The 17,967-nt window shown below is 41.9% G+C and carries 16 protein-coding genes, 1 tRNA gene and 3 pseudogenes; 8 read left to right on the top strand and 12 right to left on the bottom strand.

Translation table 11 applies throughout. The features are described from left to right. Positions 1 to 59: 59 nt before the first annotated feature. From B5D77_RS07095 to B5D77_RS07085, 3 genes are all read right to left on the bottom strand, one after another. The gene (locus tag B5D77_RS07095) at positions 60 to 641 is read right to left on the bottom strand and encodes a phycobiliprotein lyase (RefSeq protein ID WP_002737859.1); all 582 of its coding nucleotides are present in this window, start codon (positions 639 to 641) and stop codon (positions 60 to 62) included. 240 nt (positions 642 to 881) lie between these two features. After that, complete coding sequence (locus tag B5D77_RS07090) at positions 882 to 1,805, bottom strand: restriction endonuclease (protein WP_106908537.1); 924 nt, start codon at positions 1,803 to 1,805, stop codon at positions 882 to 884. A 268-nt stretch (positions 1,806 to 2,073) separates the two neighbouring features. After that, complete coding sequence (locus B5D77_RS07085) at positions 2,074 to 2,409, bottom strand: hypothetical protein (RefSeq protein WP_106909970.1); 336 nt, start codon at positions 2,407 to 2,409, stop codon at positions 2,074 to 2,076. A 134-nt stretch (positions 2,410 to 2,543) separates the two neighbouring features. On the opposite strand from B5D77_RS07085, the gene B5D77_RS07080 reads away from it, so the two are divergent. Beyond that, positions 2,544 to 2,614, top strand: a tRNA-Cys gene (locus B5D77_RS07080). 313 nt (positions 2,615 to 2,927) lie between these two features. On the opposite strand, the gene mtnB is transcribed toward B5D77_RS07080, so the two are convergent. Further along, positions 2,928 to 3,536, bottom strand: a complete 609-nt coding sequence (gene mtnB / locus B5D77_RS07075) for a methylthioribulose 1-phosphate dehydratase (protein WP_106908536.1) — start codon at positions 3,534 to 3,536, stop codon at positions 2,928 to 2,930. A gap of 238 nt (positions 3,537 to 3,774) precedes the next feature. On the opposite strand from mtnB, the gene B5D77_RS07070 reads away from it, so the two are divergent. Beyond that, on the top strand, positions 3,775 to 4,155 hold the full coding sequence (locus B5D77_RS07070) for a hypothetical protein (protein WP_008201204.1): 381 nt from the start codon (positions 3,775 to 3,777) through the stop codon (positions 4,153 to 4,155). Positions 4,156 to 4,165: 10 nt separating this feature from the next. Here B5D77_RS07070 and B5D77_RS28005 read toward each other — a convergent pair whose 3' ends face one another. From B5D77_RS28005 to B5D77_RS27655, 3 genes are all read right to left on the bottom strand, one after another. After that, positions 4,166 to 4,408 (bottom strand): hypothetical protein, encoded by a 243-nt coding sequence (locus B5D77_RS28005; RefSeq protein ID WP_106908535.1) that lies wholly within the window; start codon positions 4,406 to 4,408, stop codon positions 4,166 to 4,168. Between the two features lie 495 nt (positions 4,409 to 4,903). Continuing rightward, positions 4,904 to 6,340 carry a TM0106 family RecB-like putative nuclease gene (locus tag B5D77_RS07055; protein ID WP_106909969.1) on the bottom strand — a complete coding sequence of 479 codons (1,437 nt, stop codon included), beginning with the start codon at positions 6,338 to 6,340 and terminating at the stop codon, positions 4,904 to 4,906. A 180-nt stretch (positions 6,341 to 6,520) separates the two neighbouring features. Continuing rightward, positions 6,521 to 6,643, bottom strand: coding sequence for a hypothetical protein (locus tag B5D77_RS27655; RefSeq protein WP_256386918.1), 123 nt, complete (start codon positions 6,641 to 6,643; stop codon positions 6,521 to 6,523). A 10-nt stretch (positions 6,644 to 6,653) separates the two neighbouring features. Here B5D77_RS27655 and B5D77_RS07050 point away from each other — a divergent pair, with 10 nt between their 5' ends. The 6 genes and pseudogenes from B5D77_RS07050 (at position 6,654) to B5D77_RS07025 (ending at position 12,762) form a co-directional block, all read left to right on the top strand. Then, complete coding sequence (locus tag B5D77_RS07050) at positions 6,654 to 7,868, top strand: aminotransferase class V-fold PLP-dependent enzyme (RefSeq protein WP_106908534.1); 1,215 nt, start codon at positions 6,654 to 6,656, stop codon at positions 7,866 to 7,868. A gap of 30 nt (positions 7,869 to 7,898) precedes the next feature. Then, positions 7,899 to 8,228, top strand: coding sequence for a BrnT family toxin (locus B5D77_RS07045; protein ID WP_008201197.1), 330 nt, complete (start codon positions 7,899 to 7,901; stop codon positions 8,226 to 8,228). Positions 8,229 to 8,762: 534 nt separating this feature from the next. Next, positions 8,763 to 9,251 (top strand): hypothetical protein, encoded by a 489-nt coding sequence (locus tag B5D77_RS07040; protein ID WP_157221745.1) that lies wholly within the window; start codon positions 8,763 to 8,765, stop codon positions 9,249 to 9,251. Positions 9,252 to 9,853: 602 nt separating this feature from the next. Continuing rightward, positions 9,854 to 10,384, top strand: coding sequence for a hypothetical protein (locus B5D77_RS07035; RefSeq protein WP_008200972.1), 531 nt, complete (start codon positions 9,854 to 9,856; stop codon positions 10,382 to 10,384). A gap of 20 nt (positions 10,385 to 10,404) precedes the next feature. Continuing rightward, complete coding sequence (locus B5D77_RS07030) at positions 10,405 to 11,601, top strand: glycosyltransferase (RefSeq protein WP_008200970.1); 1,197 nt, start codon at positions 10,405 to 10,407, stop codon at positions 11,599 to 11,601. 276 nt (positions 11,602 to 11,877) lie between these two features. Next, positions 11,878 to 12,762: pseudogene (locus tag B5D77_RS07025) on the top strand (ISAs1 family transposase). Positions 12,763 to 12,780: 18 nt separating this feature from the next. Here the strand turns inward: B5D77_RS07025 and B5D77_RS27005 are convergent. The 5 genes and pseudogenes from B5D77_RS27005 to ltrA all read right to left on the bottom strand — a co-directional run. Next, positions 12,781 to 13,086, bottom strand: a pseudogene (locus tag B5D77_RS27005) (polyhydroxyalkanoate biosynthesis repressor PhaR); the annotation flags it as partial. Positions 13,087 to 13,198: 112 nt separating this feature from the next. Next, on the bottom strand, positions 13,199 to 13,474 hold the full coding sequence (locus B5D77_RS07010; RefSeq protein WP_106908531.1) for a polyhydroxyalkanoate biosynthesis repressor PhaR: 276 nt from the start codon (positions 13,472 to 13,474) through the stop codon (positions 13,199 to 13,201). A gap of 431 nt (positions 13,475 to 13,905) precedes the next feature. Beyond that, a complete protein-coding gene (locus B5D77_RS07000) occupies positions 13,906 to 15,075 on the bottom strand; it encodes an RNA-guided endonuclease TnpB family protein (RefSeq protein WP_039899900.1) in 1,170 nt (389 codons plus the stop codon). A gap of 46 nt (positions 15,076 to 15,121) precedes the next feature. Next, positions 15,122 to 15,379 (bottom strand): annotated as a pseudogene (locus B5D77_RS06995) (HNH endonuclease); the annotation flags it as partial. A gap of 77 nt (positions 15,380 to 15,456) precedes the next feature. Further along, positions 15,457 to 17,229 carry a group II intron reverse transcriptase/maturase gene (gene ltrA / locus B5D77_RS06990; protein WP_254053083.1) on the bottom strand — a complete coding sequence of 591 codons (1,773 nt, stop codon included), beginning with the start codon at positions 17,227 to 17,229 and terminating at the stop codon, positions 15,457 to 15,459. Between the last annotated feature and the right edge of the window lie 738 nt (positions 17,230 to 17,967).

Genomic DNA, 17,967 nt, shown 5'->3' with positions numbered 1-17,967 from the left:
GGAGCAGGGAGAGGGGAGAAAAAAGCTGATGACTGATAACTGATAACTGATAACTGAATTTACCAGCCACTAATCGAATAGGATGATGGTTCGGGGGAATCACTAGAGACTGACTCCGATGACTGATTGCGGGATTCAGCACAAAAAGTGGCCGTATTAAAACCGCCAAAACGTTGAACTGTGCTAGTGCGGAGACGTAAATCGGCATCGGCAAACCAAAAACGCTCGATCGAGGTCATAGTTTCGTATTCTGTAATTAAGACTAAACCTTCCTGTTCATCAATGTGATAACGGCCCGCCACGGGAATGATTTCCGCATAACCTCGCTCCCGCAGGAGAACACCCGCTTGGGGATTATCTTCGTCGGGAATTAGCGCAAAAACGGTGGTTCCTTGATGATTTTCGTTTTCTTTGTCCCACTGCATCGAACCATCCCAACTGACAAAGGCACCCCCCACAGTCTTAGCGGGATCGACTTCGTGCATTTCACAGATAGCGATAATTTTCGGGTTATCGGCGCTTAAAGCTTCCACATAAATCTCGGAATCGCCGGTTTCTGCTCGTCGAAAGGGTAAATGATGGGTGGTGCGCTGAGATTTCCACTGTCCCGCACTTTTCTGAAAAAAGGTCATCCCGTCCATAGTTTTTATCCTCTGTTTTCCCTATCTATTTTAACGCCATGGCCGTTTCCTGTAACCCTTGTCCCCCTCTCTCTCTCATTCATCCCCAAAATAATCATGATCAATTCTCTTGATTTCATAGATTTCTTTTGTCGATACACCTAAGTTATAAGTAGGGAGGCACAATTATTTGTAGGATGAGTTAGCGGTAGCGTAAACTATGCGGGCGTTGGGTTTCATGCTTCAACCCAACCTACGTTATTATTCATCCCCAAAATAATCATGATCAATTCTCTTGATTTCATAGATTTTTTGGGTCGATACACCTAAATTATAATCAATCATCAATTGACCTAATTCTTCCCCATCAATCAGCACTATTTTTATCTCATTTCTGGGGGCATATTCTAAAGCTTCTTTGGTAAAATAGGAAGTAGTGATAAAAATACCTTTTTTGGCTCCTTGTCCCGCTAATGCCCCGACAAATTTCTGGATTTCTGGACGACCAACGGCATTATTATCAGCCCATCTTTTGGCTTGAATATAGATTATATCTAAACCGAGTCTATCTTCTTTTATTATCCCATCAATCCCTTGATCCCCGCTCTTACCCACTGCTTTGCCAGCATCTCTAATCGAGCCACCATAACCCATTTTTACCAGTAATTCTACTACTAATTTTTCAAAAGCATCTGGGGATAATTTTCGCAGAATAGAAAGTAAGTCTGTCGCTAATGCTTGACGAATTTCTTGATAGGAGTTTTCTAGTAATTCCTCTGGGTTTTGTTCTTGATCAGAAGTTGATAAATTGCTTTCAAGAGTAATAGTTTCATTTTGCTTATTGACTCTAGTAAATTCTTGAAACTCAGGAAATTGCCTGAGAAATTTGGTATCAATTCGAGTAGGATTTTGAGATAAGATTTCTTTTCCTTTCTCAGAAATTACAAAAGTTGCCCTTTGGGGTGAGTCAATTAATCCCGCTTTCTTTAAATAGGTTTTTGCCCAACCGACTCGATTAGCAAAAATTTCTTGTTGTCCACTGGGAAGCATTTCTTTTCTTTCCGCTTCCGTGACTTGAAACTCTCTGACCAAGGCTTCAAAAATTTCTCGATATTTATAAACTTTGCCATCTGCAAGTATTTTTAATAGCGGCAACATAATCGATTGAAAATCGGGAATGGGCATAGTTCAGATGAAAAGCGGGGTCAGTCATTCCGATTATACAGCAACAATCTCCAAGAATTTAGATAGATAATAATACACATAAAATTATGAATAATCGAGAGGCATTCCTAAAGAATTTGAGAGAGAAATTATCGCCATTGATAATCGTCTTGATACTCAAAAATAAGCTGTTGACTATCTAAATTACTTGTTAAGACTGTCTATGAGCGCCAGAGCTGCGGAGCAGGGAGAGCTTTTTTGGTGATAGCTAAAAAACCCCCTATCCCTGCTATTCATACAAAATCTCATCAAAACAAGCTTCTCCCACACTCGCTAAAGTCCTAGCGGCAGCTTTATCGGTTTTCGACTTCTGCACGAGGGCGCGGAATTGCTGTAGATTGTAACGAGCTTGGAATTTTTTAATCGTGCAGTCGCATAGATCTTTTGCCACATCAGCAGCTAACCCCTCCGCACGCGCTCTTTGTAAACATTCTTGACGATAACTGTCGAAAGTCGTGGCAATATTAGAACTTTGGCTAAGGTACACGGCATTATTAGCCTGTACTGGCAAGGATAAAGCTAATAAACCGATAAAAGTTAGTAAATATCTTTGATTTCCGATCATAATCGCTTTTTTAAGCCTAAAATCCCCCACTAGATTAGAGAACCGCTCCATAAATTATAGATCGATCGCTTGACTCTTGGGTTCCACTCTTGGCAAACTGTCAACTGTTATGCTACGATAAATACTGCTTGATCGGCGCCATCGCCAAGTGGTAAGGCAGAGGTCTGCAAAACCTTTACCCCCAGTTCGAATCTGGGTGGCGCCTTGGAAAATATCGGCATCTTTCTTTTATTGCCTTGTCTAAATGAAAGGTTCCGCCAGCATAGAACAGCGAAGCACGACAGTGTCAACTGATAGGCTGCCACTAGATAGCGAAGCTGTTCGTAATTTAAATTGGTTGTTGAGACGAGGCAAAAGGCAAGAGGCAAAAGGCAACAGTAAAGGGATTGGGGGAAGTTCGGCTAATCTAAGAATAAGCGGTTTAAATCTCTCTTAACACTATTAGCAAAGATCGGGGTGGTTAGGACAATCAATCGCTGAAACCCTTGACCGATAAGAGTTTGAAAATTGAAAGCGTCCTAAACAGACCATCTGTTGCTAATATAACGAAAAATATACTCAACTATCTCTAAATAATTCTCGGTAGTTTCTAGAGACTCACCCCACACCGTCACGCCATGGTCAGAAATCAGTAAAGCGGGAATTTCTGGGGGGAAAGTTGAGAATCTACTTTCTATTTCTGCGGCAATTTTCGGCACATCGAGATAGTTATCAAAAACTGGCATAAATACTTGAGGATTTTCTACCCAAATACCTAAACCTTTCAACATTTCTAAGGGAGGTAACGATAACTTACCCATAGGAGCAAAACGGCAAACTAAATTCGCTTCCACCGAGTGAACATGATAACAAGCTTGCGCTTGGGGAAAGAGACGATAAATCACCTGATGAATGCTAGTTTCTGCCGAAGGACGATTATCCCGATGAGCTAATTCTCTGACTTTTCCCGTCAGATCTACGCGCACAAAATCCTCTTCTGTGAGTTTACCTTTACTTTTGCCACTGGCAGTAATCCAAAAACTATGATCATCAACTTTAGCGGATAAATTACCTGCCGTGCCAAGCATCCAACCCAGTTGATAAAATCTTCGGGCAGCTGCCACTAGAGATGGACGAGGATCGCTCATGGTTTTTAGAGATATGGTGGATAGGAAATAACCATTATAACAAGTTGAAGCCCGCAGACGATCCACTCCCCAGCAGATTTGCTGAGGATGTCAGTCAAGATCATCTCGCTCAAAACTAAACCCAAGGTAGAAGAGAGCGAGGAACCGGTGAGCAAAAAGGAAGATTTAATCGTGGCAATGTGTTAGGAATGTGTTAGGTTAAAGATAATTGCAGCTTTGATGAATCGAGGGTTGAGCCGTGAATAACAACTTTTTCCGCAGCTATTCTGTCAATGATTCTGGTTTGGGTTGTTTCTTATCTTTGATTTTAGTCGGATTGTTGTTAGGCTCGATCGGACTGGGTTGGTTAGTCAATGGTTTTTTAATTCTCGTCGCATTTCTAATCATTTCCCCCGTCATTGCTTGGGGAATTTTTCGCTGGTGGTTGCGACGCAATTTAGTTGAAGATAGCTGTCCCGTCTGTAGCTACGAATTTACGGGTTTTAACCGCATGGAATGCCAATGTCCTAACTGTGGTGAACCGTTAAAAGTGGAAGGGGGTAAGTTTATTATTCTCACCCCTCCCGGTACGATCGATGTCCAAGCGATCGAAGTACCTACCGGACAGTTGGAAGATTAGAGTCAAACCATCACCATCTAGGCACGCGCACCAAACTGAAAGCGGGGGTTCTGAATTTTAACAATAACAGCAGTCCCAACAGGTGAATTGACCAATGAACGAGAATTAAGCCCCAAATAATTGCAAAAATCAAACTACTAACGGCAAGAGCTTTAAAAATATCATTATCGGTCTTTTGATACCAGAGAAGACTAAGGAAGGAAATCAGTAGGAGTAGAAGCGGAAAAAGTGGGGAGAACATGGGGATCACCATTGGGTGAGGGGACTGTCTTCACATCCATAGCCTATCATTTTCCCTTTGCAGTTATGCGTAGCAGCGGCTACATACCCCCCTATTTGTCATAAATCTTTAGAATTAAATTAAAAAGTTGACCGAAAAATTGGGTTTAAAGCCTCGCCCTTTTAGGGCGACTTTATATGATCTATGATATTAAGAATAGCGGGCCGGGTAAGCAACCGCTTAAAAAACCCAGTCATCGCAGGATGAACGCACCTTGAAAACTAGAGTTATGGGGTTCTATAGGGGAATGCTCCTATAGGTAAAAGCTCTAAGCGTCAAGTACCAGAGAAACCAATTATTTTAGAGGTTTTGAACTGTATCGTAGGGCATACGAAAACAGGCTTCTGTAAGGGAGCGAAAGTCTGAGGAGAGAACCACCTCTGGGTGGGATTTCGCCAGGAATCTAATTCAAGTGGACTCGTTGAGCCAGAAATTCTCAGCAGTGATGCTAGAAGAATCCACGTCCGTTTACGGCGTGGGGTATGTCAAAAGCCAATCTTTTAGTATAAAGGTGGCGCGACAATCATCCTCATTGTAACGTAAAATAGCCGCCAATAAAGTCCGATCTCCTGTTTTTAACCACTGGTCATACCACCAAACGCATTGATCCCCGCTTACTCCTCGATCGCGCCATTGAAAGCCAATCCAGTTAGCGAGGGATTTTAAAGAATAACTTTCCACGGGAAAAGTTACCGAGTTAACTACATGATAGTGCAGATCAAAACAGCGAGAAACTAACTGATTAATCAAAGAAGAAGGGGTTTTATAAAGATAACCTAATCGCTTAATTGTTTCCACTTCGTACTCAGAAAAGTGAAAAATTGGTGCTTGATAATCCTGCATGACTAAGGTTAAGAATTCCTGCCAAATCCTGCCTTCATCTTCTGGCTTTTCTGCCAAAAAGGGATAAAATTGCTGGGTATTAACTCGATGGTCAACCCGTAAAACCCCCAAAAGATAATCTAAATTCTGTTCTGGTTCCGCTTCGATGTCAAAATAAAATTCAATCTCGGCCCTCGGTAGGGGGGGCAAATAGGCAGTTTTGCCGTTGCTTTTGCGAAAGGCCCGATTTTCAATAATTGCTTGGGCCTGTAGTTGTAACTGATTAGCCACCTCTACCCCCATCCCCTCCCCCATACGGGTAGGACAGGTAAGCGCCAGGGATTCCATGGTGAAAACTCCCAAAGACTGTAAAAATTGGTAACGACTGGGAGTCACCCCCGGAACTAAAGAAAGATGTTGACTCGCTTGGGCGATATCATAACAGTGACTATACCAATGACATAAACTGCAACGCTGACGCGAGATAAAAACTTCTGGTTCTTGGCGATTAATCACCATTTCGCCGAACTTTTTGATTATTTCCTCTAGTTTAGTTAACCAGAGATTCAATTCCACCCGATAGCGATTATGACGACGTAGGACAATTTCCGCATAACTGGGAAAAACTCCCTGCATACTGGCTAATAAATAGGCGTAAAAAGTAGCCAGCAGCTTATATTCAGGCTTAGGACGGCGACCGAGTTGAATATTGAGGGGATAATAAACCCAATCGCCAAATTTAGACTCTCCTGCCTTTTTAATCAATAAATGCGGGGAACCAGTTAAAGAGACGGGATAGCCAGATTGTAACAGGACTCCGTGATAAATACAGGATACCCCCTGACGCATCAAAGCTTCCGTTTCCCTAGCGGCGGCTAAAATATCGCTGGTGGGAGTAGTCAGGGAATAATAATCGGGATAGGAGTCTTGCAGGACTTTTTTAACGTGACTTTGACTCTCTTGGCGCAATTTAAGCAAAAAATCTCGCTCAGGGTCTTTTTCTTGGCTATTGCCGTAGAGATTTAAAAACGCACGGCGTTGACAACGTTGGTAGTCTAGAAGTAGATCATCGGTCAGTAGCATTCTATCAAGGAGAAAAGTTAAGCTTTCCTGGACCTGTGAGGTAAAGTAAAAAATAATAAACTTAAAAAAAGAAAACATTCCCAAGTATGTTTCCTCTACTTTAATACTATTGTGACAATTGTGACTTAATCCGTCGATAGAATTCAGCCTTCGGTCGTCGGTCGTCAGGAAGTGGGGAATTCAACTAAAACCCGAAAACCCCAAAACCCAACACCTTCTAACTGATAACTGATAACTGATAACTGATAACTGATAACTGATAACTGATAACTGATAACTGATAACTGATAACTGACCCCCCATCTCCTCGCTTATGCAGAATTTAGACGAAAATAGCCTCGATTGCGCCGTTAGTAAACCGGATTTAGCCGAACAAAGACAGGAATTTCGGGGACTTAGCAATAAAGTTTACTTTAATTTCGGTGGTCAGGGAACCTTGCCCAAGGCCGGATTAGAAGCGATTATCGATGCCCATAATTTTCTCCAACAACAGGGTCCTTTTTCAGGACGGGTAAACGATTGGATTACCGGAAAAACGGAACTTCTCAGGCAAGAAATGGCTCAGGAGTTGGGAATTAGCCCCAGTAATCTCTCTATCACCGAGGATGTCACTGTGGGCTGTAATATCGCCCTCTGGGGGGTTGATTGGCAAGCGGGGGAACATATTTTACTAACCGATTGTGAACACCCCGGAATTATGGCCACAGTTCGGGAAATTGCCCGTCGTTATCATCTGGAAATTTCCACTTGTCCTATTCGGGAAACTTTAAACGGTGGCAACCCGATAGAAGTGATTTCCGGTCATTTACGTCCAAAAACTAGGGTTTTGGTGGTTAGTCACGTTCTCTGGAATACCGGACAGGTTTTACCCCTCAAGGAAATCTCGCAGCTTTGTCATGATAATTCTGTCACCGAAAAACCCGTTTTAGTGGTGGTGGATGCTGCCCAATCCGTGGGTTGTTTGCCCTTGGATTTAAGCGCTACTGCCGCCGATTGTTATGCTTTTACGGGTCATAAATGGTGGTGTGGACCAGCTGGTGTGGGAGGATTGTATATTCGTCCCGAAATTTTCCCTAGTTTACAGCCCACTTTTATCGGTTGGCGCGGTATTGAAACAGATAACCGAGGACAGCCTATCGGTTGGAAACCGGATGCCAGACGCTTTGAAGTGGCCACTTCTGCCTATCCTCAATTTGAGGGTTTAAGGGCAACTATTGCGGTACATAACGCCTGGGGTGATGGGGGACAAAGATACGAAAAAATCTGTCAATTAGCGGCTTATCTCTGGGAAGAATTAAAGACGATTAAAGGGGTGAAATGTTTAAAAAATTCTCCGCCGGAATCCGGTTTAGTTTCCTTTCAAATTGACTCGGCCATCAGCCCACAAAATTTAGTGCAACAGCTAGAAAAACAAGGGTTTTTACTGCGAACTCTCCTCGACCCCCTCTGTGTGCGTGCCTGTGTCCATTATTTCACTTTGCCATCAGAAATCGAGCAGTTAGTAGCAGCTATCCAAAAGTTAGTTTAAAATCGGATTATAGGCGATCGACTATCGATAATGACGACCCCGCAACTTTTCGAGTGGGATGAAAATAAGCGTCAGGCCAATATAGAAAAACACCGCATAGATTTCGCCGACCTGGAAGCGATTTTTAGCGGGCCGATAATCGAGCGCGTGGATAACCGTCAGAATTACGGCGAAATTCGAGTGATTCTAGTGGGTACAATCGATAATATCGTTTTGGTGGTGGTTTATACATGGCGTGGCTCGGTTCGTCGAATAATTAGTGCTAGGAGGGCTAACAACCGTGAACGAAGAACATATTACCAGAGTCACCCGCGAACAGTGGGCGAAGTTGAAAGGCAAAACGAACTGGGAGAAAGTTAAAGGGATGAGTGAGGCGGAAATTGAAAAAAACGCCCTAGAAGACCCCGATAATCCACCGCTGCCGGCTGATTTTTTCGATAAAAGCGAGTGCGGTTAATTTGATTTTCTAAAATTCATAAGCTATTATATCATCTAAGCGACTTGCGCTTTGATAATGTACTGTTTAGGGCTAGTCTGATTCTTCTACAGAGCGATTGTCTGGCAGGGATATTATTCCTACGCAAGTCCCTAATGTTCAGTCAGCTTTCAAAAATCTACCCGATTCACCCTAAATCTATGCTGAAAAAAAATCAAAAAACAGCAGTTTTGCCGTAGAACGGCAAAACTGCTGTTATCCTTGCTACTGGAACTCTCCTCGCAACCTCCTTTGCTCATTCCGCATCCGCAGCGGTACTAACCTTCGATATTACGGGAATCAATAACTTTGACTCTCTAAACTCCCCTTCCTTTGCGGGATACGGTGATCGTATTACCAGCTTCACGAATGGTATTTTCAGTTACGGTAGCGCTGGGGGCTTGACACCGAACGTGGTCGTGGACTATCCGAACAACCGGACGTTATGGTGGTCATTGGAATATGGAAATCTTACCAATGTTATCTATGCCGAGGAGTCTGGAACCAGTATTCTTGATGTCACCCTAACCGCCGATCCAGGGTTTGAGGTGGTGCTAGATTCTTTCGATCTCGCGGGTTGGCGCGGAGACTACACGATTAACTCCGTACAAGTCCTGAGCGGTGGCACTTCTGTGTTTAGTCAAAGTAATGTATTCATCAGTGGAACCACGCGAACCAGTTTCAATACCTCGAATCTCGGTTCCCTCGCCGCTTCAACACTAACGATCCGTTTTGACGCCGCTAATCTCGGTAGTGATTCAGATAATATTGGCTTGGATAACATTCAATTTTCTCAAAGAAGTACGACCCCTCCCCCGGTGAGAACTTCTGAACCTTCCGCTCTAGTGGCGATCAGCGCAGTTGCGGGGATCGCCACTTTTCTAAAACGAGCGAGAAAAGATCGATAATCAATCTTTAGTAACTGGATTTGGGGATTTTATCGGGGGCTGTATTAGCCTAGACTAACACAGCCCAAAGTTACCGTTTAAATGTCCAAATCCGTAAGATTTAAACGTGATCCGTGGGTTTCGATAAATTCTCGCCGGGGGGCAACTCGATCGCCCAATGGTAGTGGGCTTTATGGACTTGTGTGACTAGATGATTTTGATAACTTTCTGCTCACATTTGGTTAATTCTTCTGAAGTTGCTATCATGGCAAGTTCTTTTTTTAGCAATATTTTGCTACACTTCGCTTATCATAGGGATTTCAGGCTTCTTTGTCACCCCGTCAGTTCTTCGGGTTGAATTCCCTGGCGCTTGCGGTGTATGATGGAATTGTCTTGACCACCATTCCTTAAGCGATCACCAAGTTCAACATACTTGAGCCAAAGCGGTTTGAGGTTAACCTCTATCCTCACAACCACAACGTTGGGGCTGGGGCTTTGCAAGGAAACTAGGGTCGAGCTAAGTTTCGCGGGCGTTTGTTATGGCGACTCTCCGGTATCAACCTAAATTCTCCAGAAGCGGCTATGCCTCTAATGTGTATTGCCATTAGGAAGACCTAAATAGAATGAAAATCTTATTACTAGCGAACCATCTTCCGGATCAAAGACAAAGTATCAACAGGTTTGCTCAAATACTTGAAACTGGCTTGACCGAATTAGGTCATCAAGTCCGTTTAATCCGTTCTCAGCCGTGCATAGGTCGTCTTCAGCTATCTTTAAAAGGTTTAGGAAAATGGTTAAGCTATATTGATAAATATCTTCTTTTCGCCCACATACTCCCACAAGAATTGTCTTGGCCGGACATTCCCTGTGGTTGTCCTGTAATCACATCTAAACGCCCTCCGATGACTGAGGTAGGAGGAGAGGCCGCTATCTACATCAATCCAACTAACCCTGAAGAGGCAGCAGAAACAATAGCTGCTTGTCTCCCTATACTCAAATTCCTTAAACAGAAGGCAATTTTCAATGCCCAGTACTGTACTGCCGACAAAATGATTGCTTCTGATCTTGAGCTTTATCAAACAGCTATTTTTCAAAAAAATAGCGGGCGGGTTGACTACATTAAGTGTTTTTACCTCAAAAACGACAGCCAATAGAATATCGGGAACATAAAATAATGAAAATATTGCATATAATTCCATCTATTACTTTATTGGGAGGCGGCAGTAATGTAGCCGCTATCAACATTGTTAAAGCACTCAGAATTGCCAGTATTGATGCGGAAATCGTCACCACTAATGACAATTTTGGTACTGTCCTAGACGTTCCTGTAAATAGGTGGATTGAATACGATCAGGGACTTCCTGTTTTATTTTTTTCTAAAATCTATACAGGGATAAAATTTATCTCAGAATATACCCTAGCCTTAGATTATCATAATTGGCTGTGGAACAATATAGAAAACTATGATCTAGTACACATTCATTCATTCTTTTCCTATCTCTGCACTTTGGGAGCAATTATAGCTCGTCTTAAAAAGGTTAAGTATATCATCTCTCCTCACGGTCAGCTAGATTCCTGGGTTATCAACCAAAAAAAAATAAAAAAAATGGTTTATTATACTCTACTTGAGCAACAAAATTTGGAAAATGCTTCTGCAATTTACTGTACAACTAACCAAGAAGCTCAAGATGTCAAAAATTTTGGAATCAAATCTCCTACTTTTATACTTCCTCTCGGCGTGACACCGCTAGTTGATTTACCTGATGCGAAAATTAACATACGCACAATTTATCATATTGCTTCTAACATTCCTATTGTTTTATTTATGTCGCGTTTTCATCCCAAAAAACACATGGAATTACTTTTATATGCTGCCCACAATTTAGCCAAGCGACACAATTTTCATCTTATTCTGGCTGGTTCAGGAAATCCAGAGTACGAGCAGTATATCTTCAATTTAGTTTTATCTTTAAATCTTAACGAGGTTACTACTTTTTCGGGCTTCGTTCATGGAGAGAACAAAACCTTATTACTACAAGGAGCAGACATTTTTGTTCTCCCATCTTACGGAGAAAACTTTGCGATAACGGTGGCAGAAGCAATGGCATATGGGCTGCCTGTAATTGTTACCCCAGAGGTGCAAATTTCTCCAGAGATTGAGGCTAATAAGACAGGAATTGTCGTCTCAGGAAAACTGGAAGCTTGGGTACAGGCAATTGAGAAATTATTGATCTCAGAAGAACTACGAACGGAAATGGGAGAAAATGGTAGGCTTTTAGCTAGGACGAAATATGACTGGGATGTTATAGCAAAAGAATTAAGTATTATCTATCAAGATATCATTGATAATAAGCCTTTAGCTTCACTTTAAAAATATTACTCCACAGGGTAAGCTCATCTAATGTGGTATAAATTGTACTTGACAAAGATTGCTGAATAGGGTACTGAAATCACTGTAGCACCGTCCCGCACTGCCAGTACCCAGACTTAGCCGCTGCTACCTCTGTATAATACTAAATCCGTTGAGTATAGGCTACTTAAGGCAAAAGGGGAAATAAATAATCAGTTTTTAATAACCAGATGTAGTATAATTTATCATTAGCCTTAGTCTCACTGTTGTTCATGAAAATTAATGAGGAAATAGCTCATGGGTAAAGGTTTTGCCTCCCCACCGGAAATAAAGCTCAACTAAAACCTGAGCTTCCTTTAACATCAATCAATGACATTCAAGCTAGTTTATTGACTTATCTTCAAGATATTCCTGACTCGATAGTGTCCCGAAACCAAAAACATTTATTAACCGATATTTTAGTCATTGCTATTTTAGCAGTTATAGCAGCAAATGAGATTACCGCTATTCCCGCTTTACTGGAACTGTTAGCTCTTCAAGGGGCAATTATCACCCTAGATGCTATGGGAACTCAAACGGCGATTATTAATCATATTCAAGCCAAAAAAGCTGACTACGTTATCGCCCTTAAAGCTAATCATCCGACTCTTTATACTCAGGTCAAAAACTGGTTTGAGCAAGCTCAAGCACATCAATTTGATGGTATTCAATTTATTTATGATTACCGTCTGGAAAAAGGTCATCATCGCCTCGAAAAACGTTGGTGTTCGGCTGTCTCCTTAGAAGCTTTCGGCGGTCTTTATCAACAAGCTCAATCGCTAGTAATTCAAAGTATTATCATGGTTAAACGAGTTCGTCATCCCAGTCATAAAACCACTTATGAAGTCCAATTTTATCTCAGTTATCTTGCTGCTGATGCTCAAAAAATAGGTAATGCTATTCGTAAACATTGAGGCATTGAAAATCAGTCTCATTGGATTTTAGATGTTACTTTTCATGAGGATCAATGTCGGATTCGCTCCGGCCACAGCCCTCGTAATGGGAGCCTTCTTGAGACGACTAGCACTTAACGCTCTTAACCAAGAATCGACTTACCGACGTAGTCTGGCACAAAAAAGTAAACGGGCGGCCATGGATAATAACTATATGATCGCTGTGCTGAAAGCCTTTTGTCAAGCCTAATTGAGATGGTCTTACCCTGATATTACTGGAAAAAAATACTTTCCAACCGGCCGTAAAAATGGCACTCCCCAAAAGGATAATCAATGTCCAGACCTGATTTTTTTGGGTTCCCTCTACCGATATTAGCCGATTGTCCATGCCTTCGATTTTCTCGTCTAACACTTTAATATCCCCTTTGAGATCGGTTAATCCTATTTCTACTTTGGTTTACCGGTCTTCTACCTTATCAAATCTTTCGTTAACCCGCTTCTCAAGCGAGTCGATCTTTCCCTCAATCCTTGTGAGGACAGCTTCTAGGGAATAAGTAACAGTTTCGTTAGACATTGGGTAAACTCCTATACTGCATCCGTTTGGATATAATTTTATGTTAGTCTAGGCTTTGAAAACATTTTCTTTCAGGAGCGGTTAACTGTAGTCTTGTTGAGAATTGAAGAACTCAGATATTGCTGGAAAAAAATACTTTCCAAGCGGCCGTAAAAATGGCACTCCCCAAAAGGATAATCAATGTCCAGACCTGATTTTTTTGGGTTCCCTCTACTGATATTAGCCGATTGTCCATGCCTTCGATTTTCTCGTCTAACACTTTAATATCCCCTTTGAGATCGGTTAATCCTATTTCTACTTTTGTCAAGCGCTCATCAATCTTATCGATCTTTCCCTCAATCCTTGTGAGGACAGCTTCTAGGGAATAAGTAACAGTTTCGTTAGACATTGGGTAAACTCCTATACTGCATCCAGTTGGATATAATTTTATCTTAAAGTCTAGGCTGTAAAAACATTTTCCTTCAAGTCTCACTGGCAAGCTGACAAAACCGTTTAGTTTCTCTCCAGTTGCGAAAGCGAGGAAGAGAGGCTATCCAGTCTCTACCCTATAGTTAACTTCACTTTTGTCCAAGGGAGACAGTGTTAGGTGAAAACTTTGCTACTTTCTTGTCACTGATTACCCGTTACTGTTCATTCTCTACGAAAAAACCCTAACCCCTAACACCGATAACCCTAACTGCCAATTTTTTCGGGAACTTCCTAACATCCCATTCATCTTAAAACCCAGATTCCGCCTGGAAAAAGGAGGAAATCCAGAGGAGTTTCCGGCTTTTTTCCTAGCCCTCTCGGTTTTCTTTTGGTTTGACACTCCCATCGCACTCATGCGAGGGATTCTTCGTTCACGGGGAGATGCCTTGCAAAAGCAGTGCCTTTACTTGGTCTTACTCTCCCTCCAGAAGCAGTAGCGGTATGCCCTACCGCCAAAATTCGTAAACCTTCATCCCGAATATTCTTAGCGGCATTGATATCTCTATCGTGGGTTTCTCCACACTTAGGACATTGCCAACTACGAATATCTAAACTCAAACTATCAACAGGATTTAAACAGTTACTACAAGTCTTAGAGCTAGGAAAGAATCTATCTACTTCTATATAGATTTTTCCTTCCCATTCAGCCTTGTATTTTAACATAGTACAGAATTGACCCCAACTAGCATCACTAATTGATTTTGCTAGTTTAGGGTTTTTGACCATGTTTCTGACTGCCAGATTTTCTACCACTATGACTTGGTTTTCGTCAACTAATTTACGACTTAGTTTGTGGAGGAAGTCTTCACGACAACGAACGATTTTAGAGTGAACTTTAGCCACTTTAACTCTAGCTTTATTTCGGTTGTTAGAGCCTTTTTGCTTGCGGCTTAGTTTCTTTTGTCTCCTCGCTAATCTTTGTTCGTACTTACGATAGTATTGAGGATTCCCATGTTGAGTCCCATCTGATGTAATAGCAAAATGGGTTAGTCCAACATCTATCCCGATAGCTTTTCCTTCTGATGATTTTTGGGGTAAATCCTGACCATCATCATAAAGACAAGATGCGAAATATTCTCCTGATGGATTAACTGAAACCGTAACAGACTTTAAGTCTCCCTCTGGTTGCCGTGAAACTTGGCAATAGACTTCACCAATTTTAGGCAATACCAGAACATCATTTTTTAACTTACAGTGTTGAGGAAATCTAATCGACTGCCTATTTTGCTTTTTCTTGAAGTTAGGATATTTAGCTCTACCTTCAAAGAAATTAAGGAAAGCACTAGAAAGATTTAAAGCGGCTTGCTGTAATACCTGCGATGGTACTTCGCTTAACCACTCATGCTCTTTTTTTAGGGAAGGCAGCAGCTTAATTATTTCGTCTCTGCTTAATCCTTTTCCAGTTTGCTTGTAAGTTTCAGATGTCAAGTTTAGGGCGTAATTGTAAAACCATCTAGCACAGCCAAACGACTTGGCAAGCAAAACTGATTGCTCGCTTGTCGGTTGCCCTAAGCCAGATATGTCACCATTCTGGCTCGGCTTCAAAACGGTGCGTGAGACTTTCACCTCACACCGCTCCTCTCTCCAATGGCTCTTTGTCATGAGTACCAGTTTTATCTAATGCAGTTTTAGAATCGTGGCAATGTCGATGGAGTAACTGTTTATTATCTCGATTGTTTTTACCCCCTTTTGATTTAGGGATAATGTGGTCGGTTTCGAGTATGTCTCCATCTTGGAAATATAGTCCACAATATGCACAACGTCCTTGCTGTCTTTTGAGTAGAACAGCTTTTTCTGGTGGCATTTCTGGGTGTTTACCCATTCGTTTAGGGGTCGAGAAGGTCGTCGCCGACCTCCCCTCCCATTCAGAACCGTGCATGAGACTTTCACCTCACACGGCTCCTAGTTTGACTGTTCCCTTGTTAAGGGTACAGCTTGACTTCTTTTGGTTGACCTTATATTATCTACATTAACATCGGGTGATGTCGAATTAGATGATTTTAGGCTTCCATCAGATGCCGATTTATCATCGTGACAGTGGCGGTGTAGTAATTGAAGGTTTTTATATTCATCCTTTCCACCTAAGCTGATAGGGTGAATGTGGTCAACTTCAATTAAATCTGACGGGGTAAAGTATTGCCCGCATCGGCTACACTTGCCTTGTTGCTTCTTAAGTAGTTTGGCTACTCTTGTAGGTGTGTCGATTGCTTGTCCTCGTCTGGTCGCCCAGTAAGTCCAATTTCCGTCGTAGGGTGAAGCGTCGGCGCGTACTAGGGTATGTCTGACAATGGGTGTCCAATTATGTTTCCATAATTGATGACCGTCTTTGGTTTGGAATAACCAAGATTCTTGTCTTTCTTTCCCATTACTGAGTTTAACTGTACCCGGTTTAAAGTAGTTTCTCAGTTTTTCGTAATCCGCTTTACCGCATCTTGATACTGTCCATGCCCTTAACATTAACCAGATTGTATTATCTAGTTTTTTGAAGGTATCCATAGATACTACTCCTGAATAGTAGTTTGCCCAACCTCTAATGACTGGATTTAGTTGACTAATCAGGGCTGCTTGAGGTGCTGTTCTGTGTTTTTTAATTACACCTTTTATCGCTTCTGTGTGGGCTTTAACTGCTTTTTGGCTAGGTTTAATGTGAGTTAGGAATGTTTTAGGTATTCCTTTGGCTATTTTACCTGCTTTGTATTTTCCGGCTGGGTATTGTCTGATATTGAATCCTAGAAAATCAAAGCCGGGTTCTTCCGTTTTTCCATTATATTCAATGGGTTTGAGTGTATGACACACTCTGGTTTTTTCTGGTTTGAGTTCTAATCCTATCGGTTTTAACCATTCGGAAATAGCAGTTTTGCACTGTTCAATGATTTCGAGTGAAGGTGAAATCACTACGAAGTCATCTGCGTATCTTATTAATACAGCTTGATTTGTTTTATCACTCTTTTTGGGGAATAGTGTTTCAATCAACCTTGCCATTCCATCCAGTGCGATGTTAGCAAGTAGTGGACTTATTACCCCTCCTTGTGGTGTCCCTGTTTCTGTTTCTTCAAATACGCCGTTATCCAATACTCCTGCTTTGAGCCATTGTTTTATGTCTCTTTTCAGGGAACTTGGACAATGAATTTTAGACAGTAAGGAGTCATGATTAATTCGGTCAAAACATTTGGCAATATCAGCATCTAATACAAAGTAGCTACCTCGATTAATGGTGATGTATATTCTTGATATTGCGTCATGGGCAGACCTTCCGGGTCGGAAACCATAGCTGGTTCCTTCCATTTTTGCTTCCCATTCTGGTTCAAGTGCCGATTTAATCAACGCTTGTCTAGCTCTGTCTTTGATGGTCGGTATTCCTAGTGGGCGTTTCTCGTCCCTGCCGGGTTTAGGAATCCATACCCTTCTTAGCGGTTTTGCCTTCAGTGTTCCCTTGATTTCTTCGGTTAGATTTAGCCTTTGTTCTGGGGATATTACTATCTTCCCATCAACTCCCGCTGTTTTCTTTCCTTGATTATCTTGGGTTACTTTACGAACCGCTAATAGCCGAGCGTAGTACGATTTCACCAATAGACGTTGTAACTTTCTAACCTTTGCATCCTGTCCCGATTTAGCCGCTTGGTATATCCTCTTTTGGAGCTTGAAAACGTATCTTTGGATTTTCCCCCAATTGATAGCTTTCCATACATTCGTAGTCTTAGTGGTTTTCGGTTTCCCGAATCCTTTACTTTCTCAAGGGTTTCGTCATATAGACTCCTACTAGACTCTATCCTTACAATCAAACCGTAACCCGTTAGCATATCCTGACTATTACAGTCAAGCGTTGGCTTTTGGTTACATCACACACCCTTAGAGGCTTGCGCTTACACTTATCGCTACTGGGTATTTCGACCAATACTCAGAGCCTAAAAGGGTTTATCACGTTCCGTTTATATGGGCGTTCCATCTTTAGATTTGTCCTCTCCACCGGGGTACTTTAAAGGTCTGTGTAAGTGAAAGTAATATTTCCTCACTATTCCCCTTATTCTTTTGAACGCAGTGTGTCAACCTATTTCACTGCTATACAATTACGATGGTTCACGTCAGACATTTGGCTTACGCCTAATCATGGATGGTTGGCAGTGGTTTCGATTCTGGTGTTAGGTTACACCTCGGAGCCTTCCGTTCCCCGCTTCAGTCCCAGAGTTGTGACTTCTGAATCTGGGGGTGGCTATCGCCGTTACTCTCACCTTGTAAAGATTTATTACAAGTGTATTGACCTTGAGTCCCTTTGCCTAGTTTGGTATCGGGTGATACTAAACGTCGGGACATATAAACAGTTATAAGGTTGGTCGTGGTTGACCTCTTAGATTCAGTCGGGGGACTGAAGACCTTACTAGGCGGTTATTTCAGGCATTTCAGCCTTATTTCATG

The organism is Microcystis sp. MC19, assembly GCF_003019735.1.
Taxonomy (GTDB): Bacteria; Cyanobacteriota; Cyanobacteriia; order Cyanobacteriales; family Microcystaceae; genus Microcystis.
Note: the sequence above shows the minus strand (reverse complement) of the source record. Positions and strands in the feature narration are given on the sequence as shown.

Bases quoted from the DNA above. Each gene is read 5' to 3' on its own strand.
- B5D77_RS07095 (WP_002737859.1), bottom strand. From the start codon at position 641: ATGGACGGGATGACCTTTTTTCAGAAAAGTGCGGGACAGTGGAAATCT.
- B5D77_RS07090 (WP_106908537.1), bottom strand. From the start codon at position 1,805: ATGCCCATTCCCGATTTTCAATCGATTATGTTGCCGCTATTAAAAATA.
- B5D77_RS07085 (WP_106909970.1), bottom strand. From the start codon at position 2,409: ATGATCGGAAATCAAAGATATTTACTAACTTTTATCGGTTTATTAGCT.
- mtnB (WP_106908536.1), bottom strand. From the start codon at position 3,536: ATGAGCGATCCTCGTCCATCTCTAGTGGCAGCTGCCCGAAGATTTTAT.
- B5D77_RS28005 (WP_106908535.1), bottom strand. From the start codon at position 4,408: ATGGTGATCCCCATGTTCTCCCCACTTTTTCCGCTTCTACTCCTACTG.
- B5D77_RS07055 (WP_106909969.1), bottom strand. From the start codon at position 6,340: ATGCTACTGACCGATGATCTACTTCTAGACTACCAACGTTGTCAACGC.
- B5D77_RS27655 (WP_256386918.1), bottom strand. From the start codon at position 6,643: ATGGGGGGTCAGTTATCAGTTATCAGTTATCAGTTATCAGTTATCAGT.
- B5D77_RS07050 (WP_106908534.1), top strand. From the start codon at position 6,654: ATGCAGAATTTAGACGAAAATAGCCTCGATTGCGCCGTTAGTAAACCG.
- B5D77_RS07045 (WP_008201197.1), top strand. From the start codon at position 7,899: ATGACGACCCCGCAACTTTTCGAGTGGGATGAAAATAAGCGTCAGGCC.
- B5D77_RS07035 (WP_008200972.1), top strand. From the start codon at position 9,854: ATGAAAATCTTATTACTAGCGAACCATCTTCCGGATCAAAGACAAAGT.
- B5D77_RS07030 (WP_008200970.1), top strand. From the start codon at position 10,405: ATGAAAATATTGCATATAATTCCATCTATTACTTTATTGGGAGGCGGC.
- B5D77_RS07010 (WP_106908531.1), bottom strand. From the start codon at position 13,474: ATGTCTAACGAAACTGTTACTTATTCCCTAGAAGCTGTCCTCACAAGG.